A 26,591-nucleotide genomic window follows, 5' to 3' on the forward strand; every position below is an offset into this window, starting at 1 on the left:
CCTGACAGGCCCGCCGGATCGAGACACCCCAGTCGACCAACATCCCGTCGACAAGCTTGCGCGTCCGGGCAGGCCTTAGAGCTTTCGGCGGATGACGTCCTGCAGCATCTCGCGGTCGAGCGTCAGGTCGGCCACGATCTTCTTCAACCGAGCATTTTCGTCCTCAAGCGCCTGCAACCGCCGCATCTCGTCGGGAAGCAATCCGCCATAGCGCTTTTTCCAGTTGAAGTATGTCGCCTGGCTAATCCCCGCCTTACGGCAGATCTCCGCAACCGGCGTGCCTTCTTCGCCCTGCTTCAGGATGAACGCCTTCTGCGCTTCCGTGAACCTCGATGCCGCTCCTATCCCAGCCAGGGAAAACTAGCCGAAAACTCCAGATTCAAACGATCCAGTTTCTAGGGGGCAGAGCACAGCCGCGAGGCACAGATCCTGAGCGAACAGTGGACGACGCATTACAACACGAAACGACCACACAGCGCATTGCGCTACAGACCACCGGCTCCGGAAGCCATCACCGCGATGGACCACAGGCTGGTCATCCACGAACTCTCAAAACGAACCACTCACGTGGGGCCGGTCAGTTACGAGCAGCAAATTCGCGTTAAGGCCAACCTACTTCTCACCCTTCGGCCGCCGGATGGGGAGACCAATAGCCGGTGTCATGGGGACGGGATCGCGCAAGGATCAGCCAGCAAACGCGGTGCTGCAAATATCCGTGCCATGGCCTGCAGAATTTTGCGCCACGCTACAATGGCGGAGCACACGCGGTCTCATCGAATCCCGGCCATAGCCTGAGGCGGGGCGCTCTTGCATCGGGGAACCGAGAGGTCGTGTCAGATTCCGCGTGGGCATATTCAAGCGCGAGTAAAGCTGGACTGCGGCGGCGCCCGAAAAAACACAATCCTCGGAGCTGTCGAAAATCACACGGCTTTATGCTGATGTGTGGTGCCGGCGAAGGGACTCGAACCCCCGACCCTCGACTTACAAGATCGCCGCTCTACCAACTGAGCTACGCCGGCACATGCCCCTCGATACAGGGCCGGGCGCGCCCGTGCAAGCACCCCGGCATCGGTTTGCCTCCGGTCCGGGCGGAGGGTAAGGTCCGCCCCGTCAAGCGGGGATGGAGCCATGCAGGTCGCCTATAATCTCGGGGCCTTTTCGACGGACGCGGACCGGCTCATCGGCATCTTGCGGCAGAACGGCGCGTTGCTCGCCCGCCGCGGTGTCTGCCTGCCCGAGCCCGCCGTCTTCCGCCAGCCGATGCGCGATACCCTCTCGGCGCTGCAGGGCAGGGCGGCCAGCGCCGCCACCGCCACTGCGCTGTGCGATGCAGTGGCCGGAGAGGCCGCGGATGGCCTGCAGCGGCTGATCTTCAGCCATGCGCATTTCCTCGCGCAGCCGGAGCGGATCCTGACGCCGCGCGGGCCCTATCCCTTCGCGGGCGACCGGCTCGGGCCGCTGGTGAACCTGTTCCCGCAGGCGCAGACGGAGTTCTATTTCGCGCTGATCAACCCGGCGCTGCTGATCGGGGCGCTGGTGGCGCAGCTGCGCGGGCGCAGCTATGCGGAGGTGATGGCGGGCCTGCGGCCCGAGGCGATCCGCTGGGCGCCGGTGGTGGAGGCCATGGTGCGCGGCGCGCGCGGGCGGCCGCTGACGGTCTGGTGCAACGAAGATCTGCCGCTCGTCCTGCCGGAGGTGCTGCGCGCCATTGCAGGCCTGTCTGAGGAGGATCCGCTCGCGGGGGAGGATGGCCTGCTCGCCGCGCTGCTCACCGATGACGGCCTCGCGCGGCTGCACGATTATATCGCGAGCCGCCCGCCACATTCGGTGGCGCAGCGGCGCAAGGTGGTCTCGGCCTTTCTGGAGCAGCATGCCCGGGCCGATGCGCTGGAGCAGGAGCTGCCGCTGCCCGGCTGGACCGAGGATCTGGTCGGCCGCATCACCGAATCCTATGCGGCCGATACCACCCGGGTTGCGGCGCTCCCGGGCGTGCGCTTCATCGCGCCCTGAGGCTCAGCTCATCCCGAGCGCGGCCTTGTAGATATCCAGGATCGCCTCTTCTTCGGCGACGTCGTTCTTGTCGCGCTTGCGGATGGCGATGATCTTCTTGAGCACCTTGGTATCATAGCCGCGGGCCTTGGCTTCGGACATGATGTCCTTCTGCTGCTCGGCGATGTCTTTCTTCTCGGCTTCCAGATGCTCGAACTGTTCGATGAACTGGCGCAGCTCGTCGGCGGCGACGTTATAGGCGGCGTCGTTGGGCATGGGTGGTCTCCCTCCGGAAATGGCCGGGCCTGAGTATCGCGCGCCGCGCCCGGCTTCAAGCCCGCCGCTTGCCATCGGCGGCCATGCGGGCTAGGCGGGGGCGTTCGGGCGCGGGAGGCGATGATGGAATACCTGATCTGGGCGGGCGCGGTGGTGTCCTTGCTGGGCGTCGCGGGCATTCTCGCGAGCGTGCTGACCATCTCGCGCGCCCGCCGCGCAGGGCTGGACGATGCCGGGCTGCGCGCGAAGCTGCGCCGCGCCGTCGCGCTCAACCTCGGTGCGCTTTTCGTGTCGGTGATCGGGCTGATGATGGTCGTGGTCGGGGTGACCCTGCGCTAGGCATCCAGCTCGGCGAAACGCCGGCCATTGCGGATCAGCACGTCGAGCAGCGACGCGGGGGCGGGCGCGCCTTCGGCCGCGAGCGCGCGCAGCCGGTTGCGCAGCGGCAGCAGGCCCATACGGTCGGCCTGGAACATCGGCCCGCCACGGTGCCGCGCCAGCCCCAGGGCCGCGATCGCCACCAGATCCACATCCCCCGCCCGATGCGCCCGCCCCGCCTGCAGCGCCAGCGCCCCGGCCTGCGCCAGCTCCGCCAGCACCCGGGCGGTGATTTCGGCCGCGGGCATCGGCCGCGCTGTGATGCCCGCCTCGGCGCGCAGCGCGGCCAGCTCCTCCGCCTCGCCGGGCCAGGGGGCGGCGTTCGGCCCGTACTGCCGCACGCCCGCGCCCACCTCGGCCCCGAGCCGCCCCTCCAGCAGCAGCAGGTTCAGATAGGCGCCCGCATGCCAGGGCGTGCCCGCGATGCGCGGCAAGATCGCCTCCAGCCCGCGCCGGTCCAGCCGGGCGAAGGGCCCCTCGGCGAAGCCCCAGGCGGTAAGCGCGGCATCCACGGCATCGGGCGTGGCCCCGGCCATCAGCGTGCGCTCCGCGGCCACGATATAGGCCACCTCCAGCCAGTGCCCGAGCCCCTGCGCATGGAGCACCAGATCGCGCCCCGCGCGCAGCGCCGGCGCAAGCAGCGCCAGCACGGCAGGCTCGCCCGAGACCTCCACCAACCCGGGCAGGCGGCTGAAGCGCGCTTCTCCGGGCCGGGCCGGCGCATCCTCCAGCGCCAGGGCGCCCGGATCCTGCTGCCGCAGGGCTTCCGCTTCCTCGGGCCGGGCGGCCACGATCCGCAGGCCGCTTCCGGCAATTTCCGCCAGCGAGAGCGCCGGGGTGAGCCCGGCCCAGTGCTGGGCCGCGGCCTCCGGCGTGATCCGGCCCGCGGCCACCGCCCGCTCCTGCGCCGCCGCCAGATCCCGCACCACGGTTTCCAGCCGCGCGGGATCGCTTTCGCCCAGTGTCACCCGCACGCCCCCGCGCAGAAGGGCGCGCGCGAGCTTTTCGGGCTGGTTCCAGAGCGCCACTTGCTCGGGCAGCTGCTCGGGCTCCGCGATGCCGGCGAGCCGCATTGCGCGCTCCCGCGCCCGCGCCACATGATGCAGCGCGCCCGCGAGCTCGGTCGCGTCCAGATCCTCGCGCGCGACCTCCGAATAGGTGATCGCCTCCTCCACCGGCAGCAGCAGCGCCGCCTCCAGCACATCGGCCAGCCGCTCCCGCACAGCGGCCATCGGCCCCGAGGGGATCTGCCCGCGCAGGGCGGAAATCTCGGCCAGGTAGCGCGCGGCATCCTGCGCCGCCGCAGGCGCGAGCGATTGCGGCAGATCGGGGATCGCGGCCGCCGAAACCAGCTCGCACAGGCCCAGCTGCACCGCGGCCTGCGCCGTCAGCGGCCCGCCGCCCGAGAGGATTTCGGCGGTGACGATCGGGCCCAGCCGGCGCGCCATCCGCACCGCGAGCCCCGCGGGCGGCAGCGTACCGAGACCAAGCTCCGGCAGCACGATCCGCAGCCCGGGCCGCGCCACGCGCATATCGGCGGCCAGCGCGGGGGCCAGCACCGATGCCCCGGCAGGCCCATCCAGCAGCGCGATCACCGGCACGGCCGCCTCGGCGATCTGCGCCGCAAACTGGCGCAGCCGCGCGGGCGCCGTAGCCTCCTCCGGCCAGGCCTCGATCAGGATCGCCTTCAGCCCGGGCTGCCCTGCGGCATCGCTCAGCGCCGCGCAAAGCGCTTCGGCATCGGCCCTGCCAGTGGGCGCGCGGATACGCGCAAAATCGCCCAGACGCTCCAGTTGCGCTCCTTGCCCCATATCCTGCCTCTCGTCTGCCCGACCGTCTTGTGCCGACGGTTCGGGTGCAAGTTTACGGAACCTTTGCCCTATCGCAATGATTTCCAGCCGTTTTCGCGGGCTTGTGCGGCATTGTTGACGCGCTTTTCCGCATGGCGCGCGGGCAGGGGCGGCATTGCCCTCCGTCCGCGATGTGATACATCCTTGCGCTGGCCGCCGCGCAAGTGCTGCGGCCGCAGGCCCGCCAGCGCGCCTCCGGAGCCTTCCGGCAGGGCAGCCAGCCTCCCGAAGACATCAGGGGCCCGACCGCCCCGGCCAGACAGGAGCCCCAGATGACGCAGCCCGCCCCCCTCTCAGACACGGGCCTCGCCGATGCGCTGCGCAGGGCGACCCATGCCGCGCATCAGCGGCTGGATCAGGCGATCATGGCGGCCGATCCGTTCTCCGGCCCTGCGGGCTATGCGCGGCTGCTGGAAATGCAGCATGCGCTCCATGCCGAAGTGGCGCCATTGTACCAGCGGGCCGATCTGGCAGCGCTGGTGCCCGGGCTTGCGGCGCGCTGCCGGCTGGCGGCGGTGCAGCACGATGGCGCGGATCTCGGGCTGAGGCTCACCGCGCCGCCCCCCGCGGCGGAGCTGCCCCGGGCGGAGGCGCTCGGCTGGCTCTATGTCGTCGAGGGCTCCAATCTGGGCGCGGCCTTCCTGCTGAAGGCCGCGCAGAAGATGGGGATGAGCGAGACCCATGGCGCGCGCCACCTCGCGGAGGCGCCGGAGGGGCGCGCGGCGCAGTGGCGCGGCTTTCGCGCAGCACTCGATGCCGCGCCCGCGCAGGGCATCGCGCCCGACGCCGTGATCGCGGGGGCCGAGGCCGCCTTCGCCCGCGCTTACGTCCTCGCGCAGCGCTACATGGGCTGAGCCGATGCCAGAGAACCAGAACGCCATCGCAGCCCTCCTGCCGGAGCTGATCGCAATCCGGCGCGACATTCACCGCCATCCCGAAACCGGCTTCGAGGAGCACCGCACCGCGGCACTCGTGGCCGAGCGGCTGGAGAGCTGGGGCATCGAGGTCACCCGCGGCCTCGCCGGGACCGGGGTCGTGGGCACGATCCGCGGCGCGCGCCCGGGCAACCGCGCGATCGGCCTGCGCGCCGATATGGACGCGCTGCCCATCTCGGAGGCGACGGGCCTGCCCTGGGCCTCCGAAGTGCCGGGCAAGATGCATGCCTGCGGCCATGACGGGCATACGGCGATGCTCCTTGGCGCGGCGCGGATCCTGGCGGCGCGGCGCGATTTCGCGGGTACGGTGCAGGTCATTTTCCAGCCCGCGGAGGAGATCCTGGGCGGCGGGCGGCGGATGGTGGAGGAGGGTCTGTTCGAGCGTTTCCACGTCGATGCCGTCTATGGGATGCACAACGAGCCCGGGCTGCCGCTCGGGCAGTTCGCGCTCCGGCCGGGGCCGATGCTGGCCATCGCCGATGGCTGGCAGGTGGTGCTGCGCGGCAGCGGCGGCCATGGCGCGGTGCCGCACCGGGCCACGGATCCGACGGTGGCGCTCGGGCATCTGATCCTCGGACTGCAGACGATCATCGGGCGCAATGTGCCGGTCACCGAGGCGGGCGTGATCAGCATCGGCCATATCGCGGCAGGCGATCCGCGCGCGGACGCGGTGATCCCGGCGGAAGTCACGCTGCGGGGCACGGCGCGCTGCTATACCCCCGAGGTGCGCGCGGTGCTCGAGGCGCGGCTGCGCGCGCTGGCCGAGAGCTTCGCCGCGGCGCAGGGCTGCCAGGCGGAAGTGGCCTGGATGGCGGGCTATCCGGCCGTGGTCAACGCCCCCGCGCAGACCGAAATCGCCATCGCTGCCGCCGGGCGGGTGGGTGCCGTGGATCCGGCCTTCCCGCCGCTGATGGCGGCCGAGGATTTCGCCTATATGCTGCAGGCGCGGCCCGGCGCGTTCATCCTCTTGGGCAATGGCCGGGCGGAGGATGGCAGCTTTCACCATGTGCATACGCCGATGTTCGATTTCAACGATGCGGCGATCCCCTATGGGGTCGGGTACTGGCTGAGCCTGGTGGCGCAGGAACTGGGCGGCTGACAGCCGCCTGCGCGGGGGGCGCAGGTAACCCGAAGAGATACTCTGGCGCGGCCTCGAATGCCCGCACTGCGCATGAAAAAATCGCGCCGGAAACCGGCGCGATCCAGGTCTTGGGGAGGGGCTTATTCTGCCGGTGCGGCCGGCGCTGCCTTGTCCTTGTGGTGCGGCAGGTGCAGCTCGTGCCCGCCCAGCACCTTGTGCAGCCGCTCGGTATCGAGCTTGCCTTCCCAGCGGCTGACCACCACCGTCGCGACCGCATTGCCGATGAAATTCGTCAGCGAGCGGCATTCCGACATGAACCGGTCCACCCCGAGGATCAGCGCCATGCCCGCGACCGGCACCGAGGGCACCACCGAGAGCGTCGCCGCCAGCGTGATGAAGCCCGCCCCGGTCACGCCGGCCGCGCCCTTGGAGGACAGCATCGCCACCAGCAGGAGCAGGATCTGGTCGCCGAGGCTGAGGTCGGTATTGGTGGCCTGGGCGATGAACAGCGCGGCCAGCGTCATGTAGATGTTGGTGCCGTCGAGGTTGAACGAATAGCCGGTCGGCACGACCAGGCCCACCACCGGACGGGCGCAGCCGGCGTGCTCCATCTTCTCCATCAGCGCGGGCAGCGCCGATTCCGACGAGGACGTGCCCAGCACCAGCAGCAGTTCCGCCTTCAGATAAGCGATCAGCTTGAAGATCGAGAAGCCGTTCAGCGCGCAGACGGCGCCCAGGATCACCACCACGAAGATCGCCGCGGTGAGGTAGAACGTGCCCACCAGCATCGCCAGATTGATGATCGAGCCGATGCCGTATTTGCCGATGGTGAAGGCGAAGGCCCCGAAGGCGCCGATGGGCGCGGCCTTCATCAGGATCGCCACGAACTTGAACAGGATGTTGCTCGCGGATTCGCACAGATCGACGACGGGCTTCGCGCGCTCGCCCACGAGGATCACCGAAATCCCGAACAGGATCGCCACGAACAGCACCTGCAGGATGTTGCCCTGGTTGAAGGCCGAGGTGAGCGTGGTGGGGATGATGTCCATCAGGAAGCCGGTGAGCGTGCTCTCATGCGCCTTTTCGGCATAGGTCGCGACCGCCTTGGCATCGAGCGTGGCCGGGTCGATGTTCATCCCTGCGCCCGGCTGCACCACACTCGCCACGATCAGCCCGACGATGAGCGCGAGCGTGGAGAAGAACAGGAAATAGCCGAAGGCCTTGGTGACGACCGAGCCCACGCCGCGCAGCGTGCCCATGCCCGAAAGCCCGGTGACGATGGTCAGGAAGATCACCGGCGCGATGATCATCTTCACCAGCTTGATGAAGGCATCGCCCAAGGGCTTCATCTGCTCGCCGAGACCGGGGTTGAAATGCCCCAGCAGCGCGCCGATGATGATCGCCACGAGCACCTGAAAATAGAGATGGCGGTAGAACGGGTGCCGGGTATGCGCCTCCTGCGTCACCCGAAGATCGTGCATCTGCATGGCTCTCCTCCTGTCCACGAATGCTATGGCGGCGTAGGATAGGCATCGCGGCAGGCGTGTCGAAAGATTGTTACGCAAAGCATAAGCTGTTGTTTTGCAGTGTTTCGCGGCAAAATCGGCGCTTGAATGTGTTTCGTTTTTCACACATTTTTTAGGTGCAAGTGCGGAATGGCGCACAAATGGGTGAGCGGATGCCTGGTCGGAGGATCTTTGCCGCGCCGCGGCTGCGGGCTGTGGTGGGCGTGGTGGCGGCGCTGCTGCTCGCCGGGGCGGTGGTGGCGGAGACCTGGCACCTTGCCCTTGCGCGCGGCACGGCGCAGCTGGCCGAAGAGGTGGGCGCGACGGCCGAGGCCCGCGCGCTCACACTCGCCTCCGAGCTTGCAAAGCAGCGCGCCGTCGCCGTGATCCTCGCAGAGGACCGCGACGTGATCGAGGGGCTTCTGGCCCCGGATGCCGCCCATACCACGCGGATCTCGCGCAAGTTCGAGACCCTGCGCGGCGAGACCGGCGGCTCCGTCATCTATGCGCTCGATGCCGAGGGCACCGCGCTCGCCGCCTCGAACTGGCAGCTGCCCGACAGTTTCGTGGGCGTGAATTACCGCTTCCGGCGCTATTTCACCGAAGCCGCGCAGAATGGCCGCGGCTCTGAATATGCGCTTGGCAGCGTGAGCCACCGGCCGGGGCTCTATCTCTCCGAGCAGGTCGTGCAGGGCGGGCAGATGCGCGGCGTGATCGTGGTGAAGGTCGAATTCGACGCGATCGAGGCGAGCTGGCGCGGCGCGGGCACCGAGACGGTCGCGGTCGATCCGGCGGGCATGGTCACGCTGACCTCGGCCCCGGCGGGCCGGTTCGGCGCCGCACCCGATTTCGGCCCGGACCGGCTGGTGGTGGAGCGCCCGGTGGCCGCGCTGGACTGGCGGCTGCGGGTGGCGGCACCGCTCGCGCCCGTGCGCAGCGCCGCGGCCGGGCAGGCGCTGATTGCGGCGCTGCTGATGCTGCCGCTCGGGATCGTGGCGCTGGTACTGCGCGCGCGGCGGCGGCGGCAGATCGCGCGTGCGGCGGCGGAGGCGCGCTATCGCAGCGACCTGGAGCATGAGGTCGAGACCCGCACGCGGGCGCTGTCGGACGAGATCCGCGAACGCAAGGAGGCCGAGCGCACGCTGGCCGCGATGCAGGCGCGCCTCGTGCAGGCCAACAAGCTTGCCGCGATGGGGCAGATCACCGCGGGCGTGGCCCATGAGGTGAACCAGCCGCTGGCGACGATCCGGCTTCTGGCGGAGAACGGCCAGGCGATGCTGCGCGCGCAGCCCGAGGTGGGCGGCAATCTCGCGCTCATCGTGCAGATGACGGACCGCATCGCGCGGATCACATCGGAGCTGCGCGGCTTTGCCCGCAAGGCGCGTGGCGCGCGCGAGCCGGTCTCGCTGGCGGAGGCCTGGGAGGCCTCGCTGCTGCTCTCGGCCAGCCGAAGGGAGATCGACCGCGCGCCGGTGATCGCGCCGCCTATCGACCCGGGGCTCAGGGTGATCGGCGAGAAGGTGCGGCTGGAGCAGGTGATGGTGAACCTGATCCAGAATGCGCATGAGGCGCTGATCGGTACCGAGCAGCCGGAAATCCGTGCGGCCCACAGCCAGGGCCTGCGCGCGGACGGCGCCCGCATCGTCACCCTCACCATCGCCGACAACGGGCCCGGCCTCTCCGAAGAGGTGGCGCGCAACCTGTTCACGCCGTTCCTGACCACCAAGACCGAGGGCACCGGCCTCGGGCTGGTGATCTCGCAAGGGATCATGCGCGATTTCGGCGGCCGCCTCTGGGCCGATCCGCCGGTACCGGGGCAGGGCGCGCGCTTTCATCTGGAGCTGTTGGTGGCATGAGCGAAGAGGCGGGGCTGGTTCGGCTGGTGGAGGACGATGCGGCGCTGATGGCGGCGCAGGTACAGGGGCTGCGCCTGCGCGGCTTTGCGGTGGAGCCCTTTGCCGCAGCCGAGCCCGCGCTGGCGGGGCTCGGGCCGGACTGGCCGGGGGTGATCCTCTCCGATGTGCGGATGCCGGGGATGGACGGGCTGGATTTCGCCCGGGCGGTGCGAGCGCTGGATCCGGAGCTGCCGGTGATCCTGCTGACCGGGCATGGCGATGTGGAGATGGCGGTGCAGGCGCTGAAGGGCGGCGCCTATGATTTCCTGACGAAGCCCGTGGGTGGCGATCTGCTGGAGGCCACGCTGCGGCGCGCGCTCGCCACCCGGCGGCTGGTGCTGGAGAACCGCGCCCTGCGCGAGGCGGCACCTTCGGCGGAGCAGGATCTGCCGGGGCACAGCGCGGCGATCCTGCGCCTGCGCGAGGCGGCCGAGCGGGTGGCCGAAGCCAGTCTCGATACGCTGATCACCGGCGGATCGGGAGCAGGCAAGGAGCGGCTCGCGCGCTATCTGCACCGGCTCGGCCCCCGCCGGGCGCGGCCCTTCGTGCATGTGAACTGCGCCGCGATCGCGCCCGAACGCTTCGATGCAGAGCTTCTGGGCGTGGCCGGGGGGCGCGGGCCGCGCAGCATCGGCCGGATCGAGCGCGCGCACCGCGGGCTGCTGTTTCTCGACGAGATCGACGCGCTGCCGCTCGATCTGCAGGCGCGGCTGCTGAACGTGATCGAGACGCGCGAGCTCTGGCCGGTGGGGGCCGAGGCCGCGCGGCCGGTGGATCTGTGGGTGGTGGCCTCCACCCGGGCCGATTTGCCTGCGCTGGTGGCCCAGGGCCGCTTTCGCGCCGATCTGCGCTACCGGCTCGGGGGCGTGGTGCTGCATGTGCCGCCGCTGGCGGAACGGCGCGAGGATGTGGGGCCACTGTTTCGGCATTTCGCGCAGGGGGCGGCCGCGCGGATCGGCCGGCCGGTGCCGCCGCTCACCCCCGCGCTGAAGGCGCATCTGGAGAGTCACGACTGGCCCGGGAACCTGCGCGAGCTGGCGCAGTTCGCCGAGCGCCATGTGATGGAGATCGCGCTGGAGGGCGCGGCGCCCGATGACCTGCGGCCGCTGTCGGAGCTGGTGGCGGATTACGAGGCCGCGCTGATCCGCGATGCGCTGCGCCAGGCCCAGGGCAATGCCACGCTCGCGATGGAGCGGCTGAAGCTGCCGCGCAAGACCTTCTACGACAAGCTTTCCCGCCACGGGATCGTGCCGCGGGACTTCCGCGCGGGCTGAGCCATGCCTTGCCGATGCCCGTGCCGCTGCGGCATCAACGCGCTTTGCCTGTGCGGGTTTCGTCGCTATAGTCCGCCGCGAACGAAGGGTGGCCCGAATGAAGGGTGGAAGGGACAGATGCGGAGATACACCGGGGCGATAACCCTGGGGCTGGCGCTTGCGCTGGCACCCGCCTGGAGCGATGTGTCGAAGGCCGAAGGGCTGTCGCTGTCCGGGGGATCAACGAAATCGCGGGCAAGCCTGTTCCGCAATCAGACACGGTTGATGGATACGCGGCTCGCGACGCAATACAGCGCCTCGGACCGGCTCAAGCCCAAGACCGAGCTGGCCGTGGCTTCGGCCGCGTTGCCGCGCTACAGCGGCAGCTACAAGGGCAAATATCTCGGCTCGGCCCGCGCGGCCGCGACGAAGCATGGCGTGCCGGAGGATCTGTTCCTGCGCCTCGTGCAGCAGGAAAGCGGCTGGAACCCCGGTGCGGTCTCGCCGAAGGGCGCGCTTGGCCTCGCGCAGCTGATGCCGGAGACGGCGGCGCTGCTGGGCGTGGATCCGGGCGACCCGCTGCAGAACCTCGAAGGCGGCGCGCGCTATCTGCGGATGATGTACGAGCGCTATGGCAACTGGCGCCTCGCGCTGGCGGCCTATAACGCCGGGCCGGGCGCGGTGGATCAGCACAATGGCGTTCCGCCCTATGCCGAGACGATGAACTACGTTCAGGTCGTATTCGGCGGCTGAGGCCTTTGCGGGCATTCAAATGAAAACCCCGGGTTGCGGCCCGGGGTTTATGTTTTTCATGAATTTCCGCGCCTAGCGCATTGATTTCACGGGATGATACGCGTGTATTTCGTGCCCGCGAGCGAGGCGCCCGCAATCAGCCCGGCCTGCCCGAACACCAGCGCGATGACCGGGGCGAGCGAGGTGGTGGTATCGGTGCCAAGCGCGCCGCCCCGGTCCGGAAGCGCATAGCGCGCATCCGCGCCGAGCTCCCAGCCATCCGAACGGCGGAATTCCGACAGCGCATCCGGGGTCATGAAGAACAGCGCATGGGCATATTGCTGGGCGCCGATCTGGAAGCCGATCGAGGCGGAGGCGGCCGAATAGAAATCCACGGTGACGCCATTGATCCGCAGCGCGCCGCGCCCGTAGGAGCCGCCCACGCCGAAGCTCGCCTCGGTCATCAGCGGCATATAGAGCACGCCCGAGGACTTGTTGATCAGGTCCTGCGTGCCGGGATATTTGCTGACCAGATAGTCGCGCGTGGCATCCACGCGCGCGTCGATCCGGGCGCCTTCTTCGGATCCGATGCCATTGCCGCAGGCGGCAAGACCCAGGCCCGCGGCGCCAAAGGCGAGAAGGTTGCGTCGGGAAAACTCTGTCATCTGCTCGCTCCGTTCTGTTCGGGGCCACTCTTTTCGGGGCTTCTCGGCGCCCATTTGGGCCATCTGTATAGGATAGATCGGCGGATATGTCACTTTTTCAAGCGCCGCCGGCGGCTTGCCGCCGATCAAGCTTCCGCCAGCAGGCGCGCGGCCTCGGGCGCGAAATAGGTCAGCACGCCATCGCAGCCCGCCCGGCGGAAGGCCAGCAGGCTCTCGAGAATCGTGCCTTCGCGCTTCAGCCAGCCGTTGCCGATGGCGCCCGCCAGCATCGCATATTCGCCCGAGACCTGATAGGCATAGGTCGGCACGCCAAAGGCCTCCTTCACCCGGCGGCAGACATCGAGATAGGGCATCCCCGGCTTCACCATCACCATGTCCGCGCCCTCCGAGAGGTCGCGCGCCACCAGCCGCAGCGCCTCGTCGCTGTTGCCGGGGTTCATCTGATAGGTCTTCTTGTCGCCCTTCAGCGCCCCCGACGCGCCGACCGCATCGCGGAACGGGCCATAGAACACGGAGGCATATTTCGCCGCATAGGACAGGATCGTGACATTCCTGTGCTCGTTCGCCTCCAGTACGCTGCGCAGCGCGCCGATGCGGCCATCCATCATGTCGGAGGGGCCGAGAATATCGGCGCCCGCCTCGGCCTGCGCGAGGCCCATCTTCACCAGCGCCTCCACCGTCTCGTCATTGACAATCTCGCCGTTCACCACCAGCCCGTCATGGCCGTTGATGTTGTAGGGGTCGAGCGCGATATCGGTCATGATCGCGATCTCGGGCACCGCGGCCTTGATCGCGCGGATCACCCGGTTGGTGATGTTGTCGGGGCTCCAGGCGATCTCGCAGCTCTCGGTCTTCACCGCCGGATCGGTATAGGGGAAAAGGCAGATCGCCGGGATGCCGAGGCCTGCGGCCATTTCGGCGGCCCGCACCGCGCCCTCCAGCGTCACCCGGCTCACGCCCGGCATGGAGGGCACCTCCACATCCGCGCCCGGCACATCGGTGATGAAAATCGGCCAGATCAGGTCCTTGACGCTCAGCCGGTGCTCCTGCGCCAGGTCGCGCAGCGCGCCCGAGCTGCGCATCCGGCGCAGGCGCGTGACGGGGAACGGCGGGATGATCGGCTGCATGGGAACCTCCTGTGGCTGTCTTTCGGTGCCACGGATCGGCGCGCTTCTCAACCCTCCGCGGCCGACTTTCGCGCATGTCCGCGATGCGCTACTGTGCCGGCCAAACGGACGGACGGGCATGTTCACGACGATCTTCGCGCTTATCGACACGCGGTCTTTCAGCAATATCTGGTACTGGATCGCGGTGGCGGGGATCTGGAGCCTGGTTTCGCGCCGGGTGCTGGGCGTGCCGCTGGAGCTGGTGGTGCGGGCCCGCCACGAGGCGCTTGCGGCGCAGCAGATGCGGGTGCTGCTGGAGGAGGTGGCGGTGCGGCTGCGGCCGGGGCTCGGGCAGGTGCTGCTGGCCTCTTGCGGGCTCACCGTGCTGGTGGTGCTGGGCTTCGGCCATGGGCTTCAGCTCGCGCAAGCGATCGCGCTCCTGCTGGTGCCGCTGGCGGCGGTGCGGCTGATGAACCTGCGCGCCGCGCGCCGGGTGGCGGCGATATTGCCGGGCGAGACCGAGCCGGTGGTGCGGATGCTGCTGGCCCATCACACGCTGGTGCAGTTCTTCGGCTTTGCGATGATCGGGGCCACGGCGCTCTATGGAATGCTGCGGGTGCTGCGCGCGCATTACCTCGGCTCTTGACAGCGGCGGCGGGGCGGATACCTCGGGCGGATGGACCATTTTCTTCTCTCCGGCGCCCCCGAGGGCTATGACGCGAAACTTCTGGCGAAGGAGCTGGCCCGCGGTCAGCCGGTGATCCATATCGCCCGCGACGACCGGCGGCTGGAGGCGATGCGCGCGGCGCTCGGCTTCTTCGCGCCCGAGGCCGTTGTGCTCAGCTTTCCGGCCTGGGATTGCCTGCCCTATGACCGGGTCTCGCCCAATCCCGAAATCTCCGCCGCGCGGATGGCGACGCTGGCGGCGCTCGCGGCGGGCGTGCCCGGCCCGTTCGTGCTGCTCACCACGCTGAACGCGGCGATGCAGCGGGTGCCGGTGCGCGATCTGGTGGCGGCCTCAAGCTTCACCGCGCGCGTGGGCGGCCAGATCAACGAGAAGAAGCTGCGCGAATTCCTTGTAAGGATGGGGTTTTCGCCCGTGTCCACCGTGGCGGAGCCGGGCGATTATGCGGTCCGCGGCGGCATCATAGACATTTATCCGCCGGGCGAATCCGGGCCGGTGCGGCTCGATCTGTTCGGCGATGTGCTGGACGGGGCGCGCCGGTTCGATCCGGTGAGCCAGCGCACTACTGAAAAGCTGACGGCGGTGGAATTCGCCCCGGTGAGCGAGGTGATCCTCGACGAGGCGGCGATCAGCCGGTTCCGGCAGAATTACCGGGTGGAATTCGGTGCGGGCGGCGCCGAGGACCCGCTGTATGAGGCGGTCTCGGCCGGGCGCAAACACGCGGGGATGGAGCACTGGATGGGCTTCTTCCACGAACGGCTGGAGACGATTTTCGACTATCTGCCGCAAGCCAGCGTGATGATCGACGATCAGATCGAGCCGCAGCGGATCTCCCGCTGGGAGGGGATCGTCGATCAATATGACACCCGGCGCGAGGCCCTGACCCGCAAGGACCGGGTGGATACGGTCTACAAGCCCGCCGCGCCGGACCTGCTCTATCTCGATGAGGCGGGCTGGAAGGCGGCGCTCATGGCGCATCGGGTGCTGCGGCTGCAGGTGCTGCCCGCGCCGCCGGGGCCGGGGATCCTGAATGCCGAAGCCCGGATCGGGCGCAATTTCGCGCCCGAAAGGCAGCTGGAAAATGTAAGCCTTTTCGGCGCCTTGAAGGATCATATTCAGGCAAGACTGAAGCTTGGCCCGGTGGTGGTCGCGAGCTGGTCCGAGGGCGCGCGCGAGCGGCTGAAGGGGCTTTTGGAGGATGAGGGCCTGACCGGGGCGCAGCCCATCCGCGACGCGCGCGAGATCGGCGGGCTCGGCCTCGCGATCTGGGCGCTGGATCATGGCTTCGAGGCCGATGGCCTGACGGTGATATCGGAGCAGGACGTGCTGGGCGACCGGCTCGTCACCCGGCCGAAGAAGAAGCGCAAGGCCGAGAATTTCCTGACCGAGGCGCAGAGCCTGACCCCGGGCGACCTGATCGTGCACGTCGATCATGGCGTTGGCCGCTACAAGGGGCTGGAGACGGTCAATGCGCTTGGCGCGCCGCTCGATTGCGTGCTGCTGGAATATCAGGGCGGCGACCGGCTCTATCTGCCGGTGACGAATATCGAGCTTCTGAGCCGCTACGGCCATGAGGAGGGCATCCTCGACAAGCTCGGCGGCGGCGCCTGGCAGGCGAAGAAGGCGCGGCTGAAGGAGCGCATCCGCCAGATCGCCGACAAGCTGATGCGGATCGCGGCCGAGCGGCACCTGCGCGCGGCCCCGATCCTGGAGGCGCCGCATCACGAATGGGAGGCCTTCGCCGCCCGTTTCCCCTATACCGAGACCGAGGACCAGATGTCTGCGATCGAGGATGTGGTGAACGACCTCGCCTCCGGCACGCCGATGGACCGGCTGGTGGTGGGCGATGTGGGCTTCGGCAAGACCGAGGTCGCGATGCGCGCGGCCTTCGTGGCGGCCGTTTCGGGGATGCAGGTGGCGGTAATCGCGCCGACGACGCTGCTCGCGCGCCAGCATTACAAGACTTTCGCCGAACGCTTCCGCGGCACGGCGCTGACTGTGAAGCCGCTGAGCCGGTTCGTGTCGGCGAAGGATGCGGCCACCACGCGGGCAGGGCTGGCCGATGGCACCGTGGATATCGTGATCGGCACCCATGCGGTGCTGGCCAAGGGCGTGAAATTTCGCAACCTCGGCCTGCTTGTCATTGATGAAGAACAACATTTCGGCGTGAACCACAAGGAGCGCCTGAAGGAGCTGCGCTCCGAGATCCACGTCCTGACCCTCACCGCGACGCCGATCCCGCGGACGCTGCAGCTGAGCCTCACCGGGGTGCGCGACCTTTCGATCATCGGCACGCCGCCGGTGGACCGGCTCGCGATCCGCACCTATGTGAGCGAATTTGACGGCGTGACCCTGCGCGAGGCGCTGCTGCGCGAACGCTACCGCGGCGGGCAGAGCTTCTATGTGGTGCCGCGGATCACCGATCTGGCCGGGATCGAAGACTTCCTGAAGACCGAGGTGCCGGAGGTGAGCTATATCGTCGCCCATGGCCAGATGGCGGCGGGCGAGCTCGACGAGCGGATGAACGCTTTCTATGACGGCAAATATGACGTGCTGCTGGCGACGACCATCGTCGAGAGCGGGCTCGATATTCCCACGGCCAATACCATGATCGTGCACCGCGCCGACATGTTCGGGCTGAGCCAGCTCTATCAGATCCGCGGCCGGGTCGGGCGCTCCAAGGCGCGGGCCTATTGCTACCTGACGACGAAGCCGCGGATGCCGCTGACGCCGCAGGCGGTGAAGCGGCTCCGGCTGCTCGGCAGCCTCGACAACCTCGGGGCGGGCTTCAGCCTGGCCTCGCAGGACCTCGATCTGCGCGGCGCGGGCAACCTGCTCGGCGAGGAGCAATCGGGCCATATCAAGGAAGTGGGCTACGAGCTCTATCAGGCGATGCTGGAGGAGACGATCGCGAAGCTGAAATCCGGCGCGCTGACGGATCTCGAGGAGGATGGCGAATGGTCGCCGCAGATCAACCTCGGCGTGCCGGTGATGATCCCGGAAAGCTACATCCCCGATCTCGATGTGCGGCTGGGCCTCTATCGGCGGCTCTCGGGGCTGACGACGAAGGTGGAGCTGGAGGGCTTCGCGGCGGAGCTGATCGACCGCTTCGGCACGCTGCCGCGCGAGGTGAACACGCTCTTGCTGGTGGTGCGGATCAAGGCGATGTGCAAGCGCGCCCATATCGCGAAGCTGGATGCCGGGCCGAAGGGTGCCAATATCCAGTTCCATCAGGACAAATTCCCGAACCCGGGCGGGCTGGTGGAATTCATCCAGGGCAACCGCGGCACCGCGAAGATCACCGGCAACAAGGTCTTCGTCGCGCGCGACTGGGGCTCGGACGGCGAGCGGATCAAGGGTTCGTTCGAGATCGCCAAGGACCTGGCCGCGAAGGTGATCGCGGCCAAGGCCTGATCAGCTGGCGGGCCGGACCCGGCCCAGCAGCAGCCAGGCGAGGCCCGAGCAGACCAGCGTGGTGAGCACGAGGGGCAGCGGCGAGCCCGAGAACATCTGCCCCACCGGCGCCGCGATCAGCACGGCGCCAATGGTGGAAAACGCGCTCAGCACCGAGGCGGTCATCCCCGCCAGATGGCCCATCTTCTGCATCGCCAGCGCATTGATATTGCCGAAGGTGATCCCCGCGATGAAGAACACTGACACCACCCAGATGAACAGCACCGGCATCGCCTGCGGCCCGAGCGCAAGGCCGCTGAGCACCAGCGCCAGCATCACCGCCGAGGCCCCGATCTGCATCAGGTAGCCGCCCCGGGCGAGCCGCAGCATCCCCAGCCGGATCACGAAGCGGGCATTGAAGAACGAGGCGGTCGCGGCCAGAACCGCGCCCGCGCCGAACCAGTAGGGGAAGGTGTCGGTCACGCCATAGGCCGCGTAAAGCTGCTGCGCCGAGGACAGGATTGCGAACATCTGCCCGAAGCCCAGCGTTATCACCAGCGTATAGATCCGCACCTCGCGGTTACCCATGACCTCGACCGCGCCCGAGATCAGCTCGGCCGGGCGCAAGGCGCGGCGGCGCTCGCGCGGGAGCGTTTCGGGCTGGCGGATCATCATCCAGGCGAAGGCCACGAGGCCAAAGAGGATGAACACGGCAAACACCCCGCGCCAGCCGAATTGCAGCGCGATCAGCCCGCCGACCGTCGGCGCGATCGCGGGGATCAGCATGAAGAACATCATGATGATCGAGGTGATCCGCGCCATCTGCGGGCCGGAATGCAGATCGCGGATCAGCGCCATAGGCACGATCCGGCCGCAGGATGCACCGAGCCCCTGCACGAAGCGGGCAAGGAGCAGGACCTCCAGGCTGTTTGCCCAGAGCGCCGCCGCGGCTCCCAGGATATAGACCGCGAGCCCGCCTGCGAGCGTCGCCTTGCGCCCGGCCGCATCGGAAATCGGCCCGACGAAGAACGTCCCGAGCCCCATGCCCATCATGAAGGCGGTCAGGACCAGCTGCGCGCGGTTCACATTCCCGGGCGAGAGCGCCTGCGCGATATCGGGCAGGGAGGGCAGCATCGCGTCGATCGAGAAGGCGACAAGCGCCATCAGCATCGCCAGCAGGGCCACGAATTCGGGCAGCGGCAGGCTCTTGGCCGCCGGTTGCGGAGCAGGGGTCACGGGATCAGCCTTCAGAGGGAATCGCGCGCGACCTTAGCCCCGTTCGCTCCGCCCTGAAAAGCCCGCCGATCTGTGCGCTGGCGCTCAGCTGGCCAGATCGTCGATCACTTTGAGCCAGAATTCCGTGGTTTGGGCGCCCTCCACCACATATTGGTTCGCGATGATGAAGGTGGGCACCGCCTTGATCCCGCGCTCGCGGGCATGGGCCTCGGCAGCGGCAACGGTATCGCGATCGGCATCCGAGGCCAGCAGCCGCGCCACCAGCGCCCGGTCCATCCCGGCTTCGGCGGCGATGTCGGCGAGCGTCGCCGCATCGCCGACATCGCGCCCCTCGCGCCAATAGGCGCGCATCAGCGCCGACATCACCCGGCTTTGCCGCTCCTCAAGCCCGGCCCAGAACAGCAGCCGCTGCGCATTAAAGGTATTGGGCATGCGCCCGATCGCGGCGAGGTCCAGCGTCACCCCGGCATCGCGCGCGGCCTCCAGAACCGGCACATGCACCCGGTCGGCCTCGGTGCCGAAGCGCGCGCGCAGGAAGGCCTGCCGGTCCATCCCCTCGGGCGGCAGGGTCGGGTTCAGCTGGAACGGCCGCCAGGCGATCACGAAGGCATGGCCGGGCCGGGCCTCCAGCGCGCGGTCGAGCCGGGCCTTGCCGATCAGGCACCAGGGGCAGACGGGGTCGGCGAATATGTCGAGCGGGATCATTTTGTCTCCTGCGGCCAGTCCTGACGCAGGCTGCGCCGGTCGATCTTGCCATTGCGGTTGCGGGGCAGCGCGCTCACCTGGCGGTAGATCCGCGGCTGCTTGTAGCGCGCGAGCGCGGTGGCGGCATGGGCGGCCAGCGCCTCCGCCGTGGCCGGGCCGGTATGGGCAAGCGCAATCACCGTGGCTTCGGCCGAAACCCGGATCTCCACCGCGGCCACTTCGCCCGCCTCCGGGCAGGTGGCCATCGCGGTCTCCACCTCCTGCGGCGCGACGCGGAAGCCGCCGGCGTTCATCATGTCGTCGTCGCGGCCGAGGTAGCGGATCGCGCCCGCCTCCGTCATCTCCACCATGTCGCCGGTGAGGAACCAGGGGCCGGCGAAGCGCGCGGCGGTTTCCTCGGGCTGGCCGCGATAGCCGAGGAACAGGCCCGGATCGCTGCGATGCACGGCCAGAACGCCCGCTTCGCCGCGCGGCACCGGTGCGCCGTCGCGCAGCACGGCCACATGGCGGCCCTCTTGTGGCCAGCCCGCGGTTCCGGGCGGCGCCGGATGGCCCGGCGCGGAGGAGATGAAGGTCGAGCATTCCGACATGCCGAGCGCTTCGTGGATGGGCGTGCCGGTTGCCGCGTGCCAATGCGCGCGGGTCAGCTCCGGCAGCGCCTCTCCGGCGCTCAGGCCATGGCGCAGCTTCGGCAGGCTCAGCTTCGGGTGATGCCTGAGGATTTGCCGGTAAACGCCCGGAGCTGCTGCAAAAATCGTCGCGTCGAACCGGCGCAGGAGCAGTGCCAGCGCCGGTGCCTCCACGCCCGCCGCCGGGATCAGCGCCGTCGCGCCCACGGACCAGGGGTCCATCAGCCCGGTGCCGAGCGTATAGGTCCAGTTGAAGGCCCCCGCATGCAGGAGCCGGTCGGATTCACCGAGCCCATACCAGCCCTGATGCATCATCCGCCGCGCCCAGATCGCCCGGTGCGCATGCTCCACCGCGCGCGGCTTGCCCGAGGTGCCGGAGGTGAAGACGATATAGCCAAGCCGCTCCGGATCGCCCAAGTCATAGGCGCAGGGCGGCAGCGCCTCGAACCCGCGCAGGGTCTCTTCCGAAATGGCAGGAATGCCCTCGGGCAGCGCAATTCCATCGCCCGCAATCACCAGCGCCGGATCCACCTGCGCGGCCATCTTGCCGATCTCTGCCGCGGTCAGCTGCGACGAGGTGGGCACCGGCACCAGCCCCGCGGCAATGGCGCCAAGGTAAGCCACCGGGAATTCGGGCGTATTGCCAAGCCGCAGCAGCACCCGGTCTCCGGGCTGCAGGCCTGCGCGCAGAAGGCCGGTACCGGTGCCGCGCACGGCCGCCTCCAGCCGCGCATAGGACCAGCGCTCGGCCCCGGTGGGGCGCAGGATCTGCATCGCCGATTTGTCGGCGAGCCGGCCGGCATGGGCGAGCACATGGGCTGCCATGTTGAACGGCGCGGGGACGGGGTCTGCGGCGGTGGGGGCATGGACAGAGAGCATGGCTTTTTGCTACGCCGGGCGGGTCTTCGGTGCAAGACGGCGAATGGAGGGCGGGCGATGGCCGAGATCGAACAGGCGAAGATCATCCGGATCGCGCGCGAGGATGGCGCCGAGACGGTGCCTGAGCCGGTGGACCTGGCCGCGCGGGTGCGCGAGCTGCGCAAGGCGCGCGGCTGGACGCTGGAACAGGCCGCGGTGCAGGCGGGGCTCGCGCGCTCCACGCTGTCGAAGATCGAGAACGGGCAGATGTCTCCCACCTATGAGGCGCTGAAGAAGCTCGCCGACGGGCTGGAGATTTCGGTGCCGCAGCTGTTCACGCCGCCCTCCAAGGGGCAGGTGACGGGGCGGATGGCGGTGACGCGCCAGGGCGAGGGGGTGGCGCATCTGACCACAACCTACGAGCACGAGCTGCTCGCCAATCCGCTGCGCAAGAAGCAGATGCTGCCTTACCGGGCGCGGATCCGGGCGCGCAGCTTCGAGGAATTTCACGGCTGGGTGCGCCATGACGGCGAGGAGTTCCTCTATGTGCTGACAGGGATCGTGCGGCTTTATACCGAATTCTACGAGCCGCAGGACCTGCGCCGCGGCGACAGCGCCTATTACGATGCCAGCATGGGCCACAATCTGGTCTCGGTCAGCGAGGAGGATGCGACCGTGCTCTGGGTGACATCTCTGGTCTGAAGCGGCCGGTTCGGGCGGGGCCTCACTCGCCGTCGCCGAACCGGCGGTCGTCGTCATATTCGTCCTCGCCTTCGGCGACGTATTTCTCCGACAGCATGATCGAATGGTTGTCATGCTCCGGGTCCATCACCACGTCCGAGGGCAATTCGCCGGTGAGCCATTCGCGGATCTCGTCGCGGGCGTCGCCCGGCTCCTGATCGGTCAGCCCGGCGATATATTCGACGAAGGCGCGCTGGTCGCCGTCGATCGTGTCCAGTTCGTCCTCATCGGCCTCGGGCCATTTGTCGGTGATCGCGTCATAGAACGCGCTCCAGTTTTCCTGCACGTGTTGCCACTTCATCGCGATCTCCTTCCCGCGCCATAGCGGCGCCCGGCCTCAGTCTGCGCCTTGCGCACGCTCCTGAAAAGCCTTGAAATGGCCTGCGGTTCCACCACCGGCTCCGGTCAGAGCCAGCCCTGAACCGTGCGCGCCCCCCCGGAGATATCGTCGCCGACGCCGGCCACCGTGTTGCATCCGCTCAGTGCCGCCGCGAGGACGGCGAGAATGACAAGTTTCTTCATTGTGCTGCCTCATACCACCAGGTCTCGGGCTGAAAGCCCGGCCAATCTCCGTATAGCGGAAGTTTTTCGGGGAAGTGAAGCGCCCGGGCATGCGCGAGCCGCGACACCGGCGCATACCAGGTCGGGATCACATAGCGCCCGGTCGTGAGCACGCGGTCGAGCGCGCGCACCGCGGCGGTGAAATCGGCGGGGTCTTTCGCGGCCAGCATGGCGCGGATCATCGCCTCGGCGGCGGGCGAGTTCATCCCCATCAGGTTGCGCGAGCCCGGCTCGGTCACGCCGCGTGCGCCCCAGTACAGCATCTGTTCGTTGCCGGGGCTGAGCGAGAGCGCCAGCGTCATCCAGGTCATGCCGAAATCATAGCTGTTGCGGCGCATCTGATATTGCGCATCGTCGACCGAGGTCACCTGCGGGAAGATGCCGAGCCGGTGCAGCGCCTCGGTATAGATATCGACGATGGCGCGGGTTTCGGCGGCGCCCTGCGGCAGCAGGATCTCGAAGCTCAGCGCCGTGCCCTGCGCATCGCGCAGCACGCCCTTGTCATCGACGCGCCAGCCCGCCTCCTCCAGCAGCCGGATCGCCTTGCGGTTGTTTATACGGTTCAGCGCGGTGCCATCTGATACCGGCAGGGCATAGCCGTCCAGCGCGCCGGGCGGCAGCTCCGCCGCATAGGGCCCGAGCAGATCGGCCACCCGCCCCGTGGCCGGGCCCTGCTGCATGGCGAGACCCGAATTGGCGAAATAGGAGGTGATCCGCGGCTCCGCGCCGCCATTCAGCGTGGCATTGATGAATTCGAAGTTGAACGCGTCGATCATCGCCTCGCGCACGCGCCAGTCCTGGAAAACGGGCAGGCGGGTGTTCATCACCAGCCCGGTGATGCCCGAGGGCCGCTGATGCGGGATCTCGGATTTCACCACTCGGCCATCGCGCACCGCGGGGAAATCATAGTCGCGCGCCCATTTCGCGGCATTGGTCTCGCGGAAGGTATCGGTCTCGCCGCCCTTGAACGCCTCGAAGACCACGCCGCCATCGCCGAAATAATCCCACCGCATGCGCTCGAAATTGTAGCGCCCGATGTTGACGGGAAGGTCCTTGCCCCACCAGTCCGGGTTCCGGCGCAGGGTGATGGATTTGCCCATGTCCACCCGCTCCACCACATAGGGCCCGGAGCCCACCGGCACCTCCTGCGTGGCGCGCGCAAACTCCTTGCCCTGCCACTGCGCCTTCTCCAGCACCGGCCGCATGCCCATGATCAGCGCGAGTTCCCGGTCGGGCTCGGTGAAGGTCACCCGCAGGCTGCGCGGCCCGGTCTGCACGATCTTCGCCACCTTGCGCCAGGCGTTGGTATAGCGCGGATGGCCCTCGGTCCCGAGCGTCTCGAAGGACCAGATCACGTCTTCGACCGTCACCGGCGCGCCATCGGAAAAGCGCGCGCCGTCGCGCAGGGTGAATTCCACCCAGCTGCGCGCCGCATCCGTCTCCACGCTCTCGGCCAGCAGGCCATAAAGCGTGAACGGCTCGTCGATCGAGCGCATCATCAGCGGCTCGGCCACGAAGAGCGCGATTCCCTGCGCGGGCCTGCCGGTGAGGATCCAAGGGTTCAGCGAATCGAAGCTCCCCGATTCTCCGAACCGGATCTGCCCGCCCTTCGGCGCCTCAGGGTTCACATAGGGCAATTGCGTGAAGCCTTTCGGCAACGCCGGTTCCCCATACATGGCGATTCCCGGCGCCGGTTCCGCGTTCACGAAAACCGGCGCGAAAGCCAATGCCAGCACGCCGATTCCGTACCATTTGCCCTGCCGCATACGCACCATGTCCCTGGCTTTGTCTGTAATTTCAGGCGGCAAGCTAGTCTGCCGGAGGGGGTTGCGCAAACTTTTCCCTTGGAGGGCGGCAACAAGCGGCTTATAAAGACCTTACTGCTCGATAGGTTTCTTGCCTGTATGAAACCTGCCTCATGACTTGACGCCCGCCTTGTGCGGGCGTCTTTTTCTTTTGACAGGCGTTTTCCGTCACGTTCCCCCCGTCCAGTCGCGAAGATGTTCAGTGGACGCGCCCCGATGCGCGCGGCATGATCGCCCCCGGTTGAACCGTTGGAGGAATGAACCATGAGCTTCACGATCAGTCTGGCCGGCAAGACGGCGGTGGTGACGGGGTCGAACTCGGGCATCGGGCTCGGCGTCGCGCGCGAGCTTGCGAAGGCCGGGGCGGATATCGTGCTCAACTCCTTCACCGACCGCGACGAAGACCACAAGCTGGCCGCGGATCTGGGCGCGGAGTTCGGCGTCAAAGGGCGCTACATCAAGGCCGACATGTCCAAGGGCGCGGAGTGCCGCGCGCTGGTGGAGCAGGCGGGCCAGGTGGATATTCTGGTGAACAATGCCGGGATCCAGCACGTCGCGCCCATAGACCAGTTCCCGGTGGAGAAATGGGATGCGATCATCGCGATCAACCTGTCCTCCGCCTTCCACACCACCGCCGCCGCGCTGCCCCTGATGCGCAAGGCGGGCTGGGGCCGGATCATCAACATCGCCTCGGCGCATGGGCTCACGGCCTCGCCTTTCAAATCGGCCTATGTCGCGGCGAAGCACGGCATCGTCGGCTTCACCAAGGTCACCGCGCTCGAGACCGCCGAGGAGCCGATCACCTGCAATGCGATCTGCCCGGGCTATGTGCTCACGCCGCTGGTCGAGGCGCAGATCCCCGATCAGATGAAAACCCACAACATGTCGCGCGAAGAGGTGATCAAGAAGGTCATGCTGGACCGCCAGCCCTCGAAGGAATTCGCGACGGTGGAGGAGATGGGCGGCACGGCGGTGTTCCTGTGCTCGGCCGCGGCCGCGCAGATCACCGGCACGACGATCTCCGTCGATGGCGGCTGGACGGCGCTCTGACGCCCGATTGCTTTCCCGGCCGCGCCCAGTAGCATATGCGGACGGGCCGGGGGAGGATGCGGATGAAGACACGTCATATCAACCTCGCGTTGCAGGGCGGCGGCGCCCATGGCGCGTTCACCTGGGGCGTGCTGGACCGGCTGCTGGATGAAAGCTGGCTCGAAATCGCGGCGATTTCGGGCACTTCGGCCGGAGCGCTGAACGGCGCCGCGCTGAAGGCGGGGCTGGTACAGGGCGGGCGGGCGCGGGCGCGCGAGAACCTGGACTGGCTCTGGTCGCAGGTCTCCGAGGTCAACGACCTGCGGCTGGACCGCTGGCTCACGGCGCTGTTTCCCTATCCGGATGCGCTCAATCGCTGGATCGAGCTGTTCACGCCCGCGGCCTGGATGGACCAGATCGGGCGGCTGGTTTCGCCCTACGATTCCGGGCCGTTCTATGTGAACCCGCTGGAGCGTATCGTGAAGCGGTTCGATTTCGAGCATGTCTGCGCCCGGAGCGGGCCGGATCTTTTCGTCGCGGCCACCAATGTGCGCACCGGCAAGATCCGGGTCTTCGCCGATGGCGAGATCACGGCGGAGGCGGTGCTGGCCTCGGCCTGCCTGCCCAACGTGTTCCGCGCGGTGGAGATGTACGACCCGCAGACCGGCAAGATCGAGGCGTTCTGGGATGGCGGCTTCACCGGCAACCCGCCGCTGTTCCCGCTCTACGAGACGAAATACCCGCGCGACATCGTGGTGGTGAACATCAACCCCTTGCTGCGCGACAGCGTACCGCAGACCCCGACCGAGATCGAGGAGCGGATCAACGAGATCTCGTTCAACTCCTCGCTGCTGCGCGAATTGCGCGCGGTCAGCTTCGTGCGCCGGCTGATCTCCGAGGGGCGGATCCCGGAGGGCGCGATGAAGGATGTGCTGATCCATATGGTCGCCGATGACAAGACGATGAACGCGCTTTCGGCGGCGACGAAGCTGGTGCCTACGGTCGGTACGCTGGAGCGGCTGAAGACCGCCGGGCAGGCGGCGGCCGAGGCCTTCCTAAGCGCGCATGGCGATGCGATCGGGGTGCGGGCGTCCGTGGATCTGGCGGCGCTGTTCGGCTGAGGGCCGCCGGGCCATGCCCGCGTCTGGAAGAGGTTCTCCGCGCGGTCCATGCGCCATTCGCGGCACGGAAAAAGGCTGGGCGGCCTGGGCCGAGTGCTGAGGCACGAGGCGCGCCCCGGTCTGTTGCCTTGGCGCCGTCCGCTGTGCCCGTGACGCTACGGGC

Annotated in this window: 23 protein-coding genes, 1 tRNA gene and 2 pseudogenes; 13 read left to right on the forward strand and 13 right to left on the reverse strand. The window is 68.3% G+C overall.

The annotated features are described in order from the left end of the window. A pseudogene (locus ACOMG5_RS09560) lies at positions 1-345 on the reverse strand (transposase); the annotation flags it as partial. A gap of 72 nt (positions 346-417) precedes the next feature. Between ACOMG5_RS09560 and ACOMG5_RS09565 the strand changes: the two are divergent. After that, a pseudogene (locus ACOMG5_RS09565) lies at positions 418-513 on the forward strand (integrase core domain-containing protein); the annotation flags it as partial. A 430-nt stretch (positions 514-943) separates the two neighbouring features. Here ACOMG5_RS09565 and ACOMG5_RS09570 read toward each other — a convergent pair. After that, positions 944-1,019: transfer RNA gene (locus tag ACOMG5_RS09570), tRNA-Thr, on the reverse strand. 109 nt (positions 1,020-1,128) lie between these two features. Here ACOMG5_RS09570 and ACOMG5_RS09575 point away from each other — a divergent pair. Continuing rightward, entirely contained in the window at positions 1,129-2,010 is an 882-nt protein-coding gene (locus ACOMG5_RS09575) for a hypothetical protein (protein WP_420343570.1), read from the forward strand. 3 nt (positions 2,011-2,013) lie between these two features. Here ACOMG5_RS09575 and ACOMG5_RS09580 read toward each other — a convergent pair whose 3' ends face one another. Then, positions 2,014-2,265 carry a DUF2312 domain-containing protein gene (locus ACOMG5_RS09580; protein ID WP_420343571.1) on the reverse strand — a complete coding sequence of 84 codons (252 nt, stop codon included), beginning with the start codon at positions 2,263-2,265 and terminating at the stop codon, positions 2,014-2,016. Between the two features lie 123 nt (positions 2,266-2,388). Between ACOMG5_RS09580 and ACOMG5_RS09585 the strand changes: the two genes are divergently transcribed. Beyond that, complete coding sequence (locus tag ACOMG5_RS09585; protein WP_420343572.1) at positions 2,389-2,604, forward strand: hypothetical protein; 216 nt, start codon at positions 2,389-2,391, stop codon at positions 2,602-2,604. On the opposite strand, the gene ACOMG5_RS09590 is transcribed toward ACOMG5_RS09585, so the two are convergent. Beyond that, positions 2,601-4,454: an enoyl-CoA hydratase-related protein gene (locus ACOMG5_RS09590; protein WP_420343573.1), complete on the reverse strand. Its 1,854-nt coding sequence runs from the start codon at positions 4,452-4,454 to the stop codon at positions 2,601-2,603. The two genes, ACOMG5_RS09585 and ACOMG5_RS09590, sit on opposite strands and share 4 nt — an antisense overlap. A 311-nt stretch (positions 4,455-4,765) precedes the next feature. On the opposite strand from ACOMG5_RS09590, the gene ACOMG5_RS09595 reads away from it, so the two are divergent. Both ACOMG5_RS09595 and ACOMG5_RS09600 read left to right on the forward strand, forming a co-directional pair. Beyond that, positions 4,766-5,347 (forward strand): biliverdin-producing heme oxygenase, encoded by a 582-nt coding sequence (locus ACOMG5_RS09595; protein WP_420343574.1) that lies wholly within the window; start codon positions 4,766-4,768, stop codon positions 5,345-5,347. Between the two features lie 4 nt (positions 5,348-5,351). Further along, positions 5,352-6,527, forward strand: coding sequence for a M20 aminoacylase family protein (locus ACOMG5_RS09600; RefSeq protein WP_420343575.1), 1,176 nt, complete (start codon positions 5,352-5,354; stop codon positions 6,525-6,527). A 122-nt stretch (positions 6,528-6,649) separates the two neighbouring features. Here ACOMG5_RS09600 and ACOMG5_RS09605 read toward each other — a convergent pair whose 3' ends face one another. After that, positions 6,650-7,990: a dicarboxylate/amino acid:cation symporter gene (locus tag ACOMG5_RS09605; RefSeq protein ID WP_420343621.1), complete on the reverse strand. Its 1,341-nt coding sequence runs from the start codon at positions 7,988-7,990 to the stop codon at positions 6,650-6,652. 197 nt (positions 7,991-8,187) lie between these two features. Between ACOMG5_RS09605 and ACOMG5_RS09610 the strand changes: the two genes are divergently transcribed. The 3 genes from ACOMG5_RS09610 (at position 8,188) to ACOMG5_RS09620 (ending at position 11,915) form a co-directional block, all read left to right on the forward strand. After that, a complete protein-coding gene (locus ACOMG5_RS09610) occupies positions 8,188-9,870 on the forward strand; it encodes an ATP-binding protein (protein ID WP_420343576.1) in 1,683 nt (560 codons plus the stop codon). Beyond that, positions 9,867-11,183, forward strand: a complete 1,317-nt coding sequence (locus ACOMG5_RS09615; protein WP_420343577.1) for a sigma-54-dependent transcriptional regulator — start codon at positions 9,867-9,869, stop codon at positions 11,181-11,183. Before ACOMG5_RS09610 ends, ACOMG5_RS09615 begins: the two co-directional genes overlap by 4 nt. 117 nt (positions 11,184-11,300) lie before the next feature. Beyond that, a complete protein-coding gene (locus ACOMG5_RS09620) occupies positions 11,301-11,915 on the forward strand; it encodes a lytic transglycosylase domain-containing protein (RefSeq protein WP_420343578.1) in 615 nt (204 codons plus the stop codon). Positions 11,916-12,001: 86 nt separating this feature from the next. On the opposite strand, the gene ACOMG5_RS09625 is transcribed toward ACOMG5_RS09620, so the two are convergent. After that, on the reverse strand, positions 12,002-12,559 hold the full coding sequence (locus ACOMG5_RS09625) for a YSC84-related protein (RefSeq protein ID WP_420343579.1): 558 nt from the start codon (positions 12,557-12,559) through the stop codon (positions 12,002-12,004). Positions 12,560-12,684: 125 nt separating this feature from the next. Further along, a complete protein-coding gene (gene hemB / locus ACOMG5_RS09630; RefSeq protein WP_420343580.1) occupies positions 12,685-13,686 on the reverse strand; it encodes a porphobilinogen synthase in 1,002 nt (333 codons plus the stop codon). Between the two features lie 118 nt (positions 13,687-13,804). Here hemB and ACOMG5_RS09635 point away from each other — a divergent pair, with 118 nt between their 5' ends. Next, positions 13,805-14,311, forward strand: coding sequence for a component of SufBCD complex (locus ACOMG5_RS09635; protein WP_420343581.1), 507 nt, complete (start codon positions 13,805-13,807; stop codon positions 14,309-14,311). Between the two features lie 30 nt (positions 14,312-14,341). Continuing rightward, positions 14,342-17,764 carry a transcription-repair coupling factor gene (gene mfd / locus ACOMG5_RS09640; protein WP_420343582.1) on the forward strand — a complete coding sequence of 1,141 codons (3,423 nt, stop codon included), beginning with the start codon at positions 14,342-14,344 and terminating at the stop codon, positions 17,762-17,764. Here the strand turns inward: mfd and ACOMG5_RS09645 are convergent, their stop codons facing one another. The 3 genes from ACOMG5_RS09645 to ACOMG5_RS09655 all read right to left on the reverse strand — a co-directional run bounded on the left by ACOMG5_RS09645 (position 17,765) and on the right by ACOMG5_RS09655 (position 21,192). Then, complete coding sequence (locus ACOMG5_RS09645; RefSeq protein ID WP_420343583.1) at positions 17,765-18,979, reverse strand: multidrug effflux MFS transporter; 1,215 nt, start codon at positions 18,977-18,979, stop codon at positions 17,765-17,767. 84 nt (positions 18,980-19,063) lie between these two features. After that, on the reverse strand, positions 19,064-19,684 hold the full coding sequence (locus tag ACOMG5_RS09650; protein ID WP_420343584.1) for a DsbA family oxidoreductase: 621 nt from the start codon (positions 19,682-19,684) through the stop codon (positions 19,064-19,066). Next, a complete protein-coding gene (locus ACOMG5_RS09655; protein WP_420343585.1) occupies positions 19,681-21,192 on the reverse strand; it encodes a class I adenylate-forming enzyme family protein in 1,512 nt (503 codons plus the stop codon). The genes ACOMG5_RS09650 and ACOMG5_RS09655 overlap by 4 nt, the downstream gene beginning before the upstream one ends. Positions 21,193-21,249: 57 nt before the next feature. Between ACOMG5_RS09655 and ACOMG5_RS09660 the strand changes: the two genes are divergently transcribed. Further along, a complete protein-coding gene (locus tag ACOMG5_RS09660; protein ID WP_420343586.1) occupies positions 21,250-21,873 on the forward strand; it encodes a helix-turn-helix domain-containing protein in 624 nt (207 codons plus the stop codon). Positions 21,874-21,895: 22 nt separating this feature from the next. Here the strand turns inward: ACOMG5_RS09660 and ACOMG5_RS09665 are convergent, their stop codons facing one another. From ACOMG5_RS09665 to ACOMG5_RS09675, 3 genes are all read right to left on the reverse strand, one after another. Then, a complete protein-coding gene (locus ACOMG5_RS09665) occupies positions 21,896-22,213 on the reverse strand; it encodes a hypothetical protein (RefSeq protein WP_420343587.1) in 318 nt (105 codons plus the stop codon). A gap of 104 nt (positions 22,214-22,317) precedes the next feature. Beyond that, on the reverse strand, positions 22,318-22,434 hold the full coding sequence (locus ACOMG5_RS09670) for a lipoprotein (RefSeq protein ID WP_420343588.1): 117 nt from the start codon (positions 22,432-22,434) through the stop codon (positions 22,318-22,320). Next, positions 22,431-24,248, reverse strand: coding sequence for an extracellular solute-binding protein (locus tag ACOMG5_RS09675; RefSeq protein WP_420343589.1), 1,818 nt, complete (start codon positions 24,246-24,248; stop codon positions 22,431-22,433). The genes ACOMG5_RS09670 and ACOMG5_RS09675 overlap by 4 nt, the downstream gene beginning before the upstream one ends. 306 nt (positions 24,249-24,554) lie before the next feature. Between ACOMG5_RS09675 and ACOMG5_RS09680 the strand changes: the two genes are divergently transcribed. Further along, positions 24,555-25,328 (forward strand): 3-hydroxybutyrate dehydrogenase, encoded by a 774-nt coding sequence (locus ACOMG5_RS09680; protein WP_420343622.1) that lies wholly within the window; start codon positions 24,555-24,557, stop codon positions 25,326-25,328. Positions 25,329-25,390: 62 nt separating this feature from the next. Then, positions 25,391-26,428: a patatin-like phospholipase family protein gene (locus tag ACOMG5_RS09685; RefSeq protein WP_420343590.1), complete on the forward strand. Its 1,038-nt coding sequence runs from the start codon at positions 25,391-25,393 to the stop codon at positions 26,426-26,428. Positions 26,429-26,591 lie beyond the last annotated feature (163 nt).

Origin of the sequence: Paenirhodobacter sp. (assembly GCF_041916475.1) — a bacterium.
Classification (GTDB): Bacteria; Pseudomonadota; Alphaproteobacteria; order Rhodobacterales; family Rhodobacteraceae; genus Rhodobacter.

Bases quoted from the DNA above. Each gene is read 5' to 3' on its own strand.
- ACOMG5_RS09665 (WP_420343587.1), bottom strand. From the start codon at position 22,213: ATGAAGTGGCAACACGTGCAGGAAAACTGGAGCGCGTTCTATGACGCG.
- ACOMG5_RS09685 (WP_420343590.1), top strand. From the start codon at position 25,391: ATGAAGACACGTCATATCAACCTCGCGTTGCAGGGCGGCGGCGCCCAT.
- ACOMG5_RS09650 (WP_420343584.1), bottom strand. From the start codon at position 19,684: ATGATCCCGCTCGACATATTCGCCGACCCCGTCTGCCCCTGGTGCCTG.
- ACOMG5_RS09585 (WP_420343572.1), top strand. From the start codon at position 2,389: ATGGAATACCTGATCTGGGCGGGCGCGGTGGTGTCCTTGCTGGGCGTC.
- ACOMG5_RS09670 (WP_420343588.1), bottom strand. From the start codon at position 22,434: ATGAAGAAACTTGTCATTCTCGCCGTCCTCGCGGCGGCACTGAGCGGA.
- ACOMG5_RS09590 (WP_420343573.1), bottom strand. From the start codon at position 4,454: ATGGGGCAAGGAGCGCAACTGGAGCGTCTGGGCGATTTTGCGCGTATC.
- ACOMG5_RS09595 (WP_420343574.1), top strand. From the start codon at position 4,766: ATGACGCAGCCCGCCCCCCTCTCAGACACGGGCCTCGCCGATGCGCTG.
- ACOMG5_RS09675 (WP_420343589.1), bottom strand. From the start codon at position 24,248: ATGGTGCGTATGCGGCAGGGCAAATGGTACGGAATCGGCGTGCTGGCA.
- ACOMG5_RS09660 (WP_420343586.1), top strand. From the start codon at position 21,250: ATGGCCGAGATCGAACAGGCGAAGATCATCCGGATCGCGCGCGAGGAT.
- ACOMG5_RS09620 (WP_420343578.1), top strand. From the start codon at position 11,301: ATGCGGAGATACACCGGGGCGATAACCCTGGGGCTGGCGCTTGCGCTG.
- ACOMG5_RS09615 (WP_420343577.1), top strand. From the start codon at position 9,867: ATGAGCGAAGAGGCGGGGCTGGTTCGGCTGGTGGAGGACGATGCGGCG.
- mfd (WP_420343582.1), top strand. From the start codon at position 14,342: ATGGACCATTTTCTTCTCTCCGGCGCCCCCGAGGGCTATGACGCGAAA.
- ACOMG5_RS09655 (WP_420343585.1), bottom strand. From the start codon at position 21,192: ATGCTCTCTGTCCATGCCCCCACCGCCGCAGACCCCGTCCCCGCGCCG.
- ACOMG5_RS09625 (WP_420343579.1), bottom strand. From the start codon at position 12,559: ATGACAGAGTTTTCCCGACGCAACCTTCTCGCCTTTGGCGCCGCGGGC.
- ACOMG5_RS09635 (WP_420343581.1), top strand. From the start codon at position 13,805: ATGTTCACGACGATCTTCGCGCTTATCGACACGCGGTCTTTCAGCAAT.
- ACOMG5_RS09575 (WP_420343570.1), top strand. From the start codon at position 1,129: ATGCAGGTCGCCTATAATCTCGGGGCCTTTTCGACGGACGCGGACCGG.
- ACOMG5_RS09610 (WP_420343576.1), top strand. From the start codon at position 8,188: ATGCCTGGTCGGAGGATCTTTGCCGCGCCGCGGCTGCGGGCTGTGGTG.
- ACOMG5_RS09605 (WP_420343621.1), bottom strand. From the start codon at position 7,990: ATGCACGATCTTCGGGTGACGCAGGAGGCGCATACCCGGCACCCGTTC.
- hemB (WP_420343580.1), bottom strand. From the start codon at position 13,686: ATGCAGCCGATCATCCCGCCGTTCCCCGTCACGCGCCTGCGCCGGATG.
- ACOMG5_RS09580 (WP_420343571.1), bottom strand. From the start codon at position 2,265: ATGCCCAACGACGCCGCCTATAACGTCGCCGCCGACGAGCTGCGCCAG.
- ACOMG5_RS09600 (WP_420343575.1), top strand. From the start codon at position 5,352: ATGCCAGAGAACCAGAACGCCATCGCAGCCCTCCTGCCGGAGCTGATC.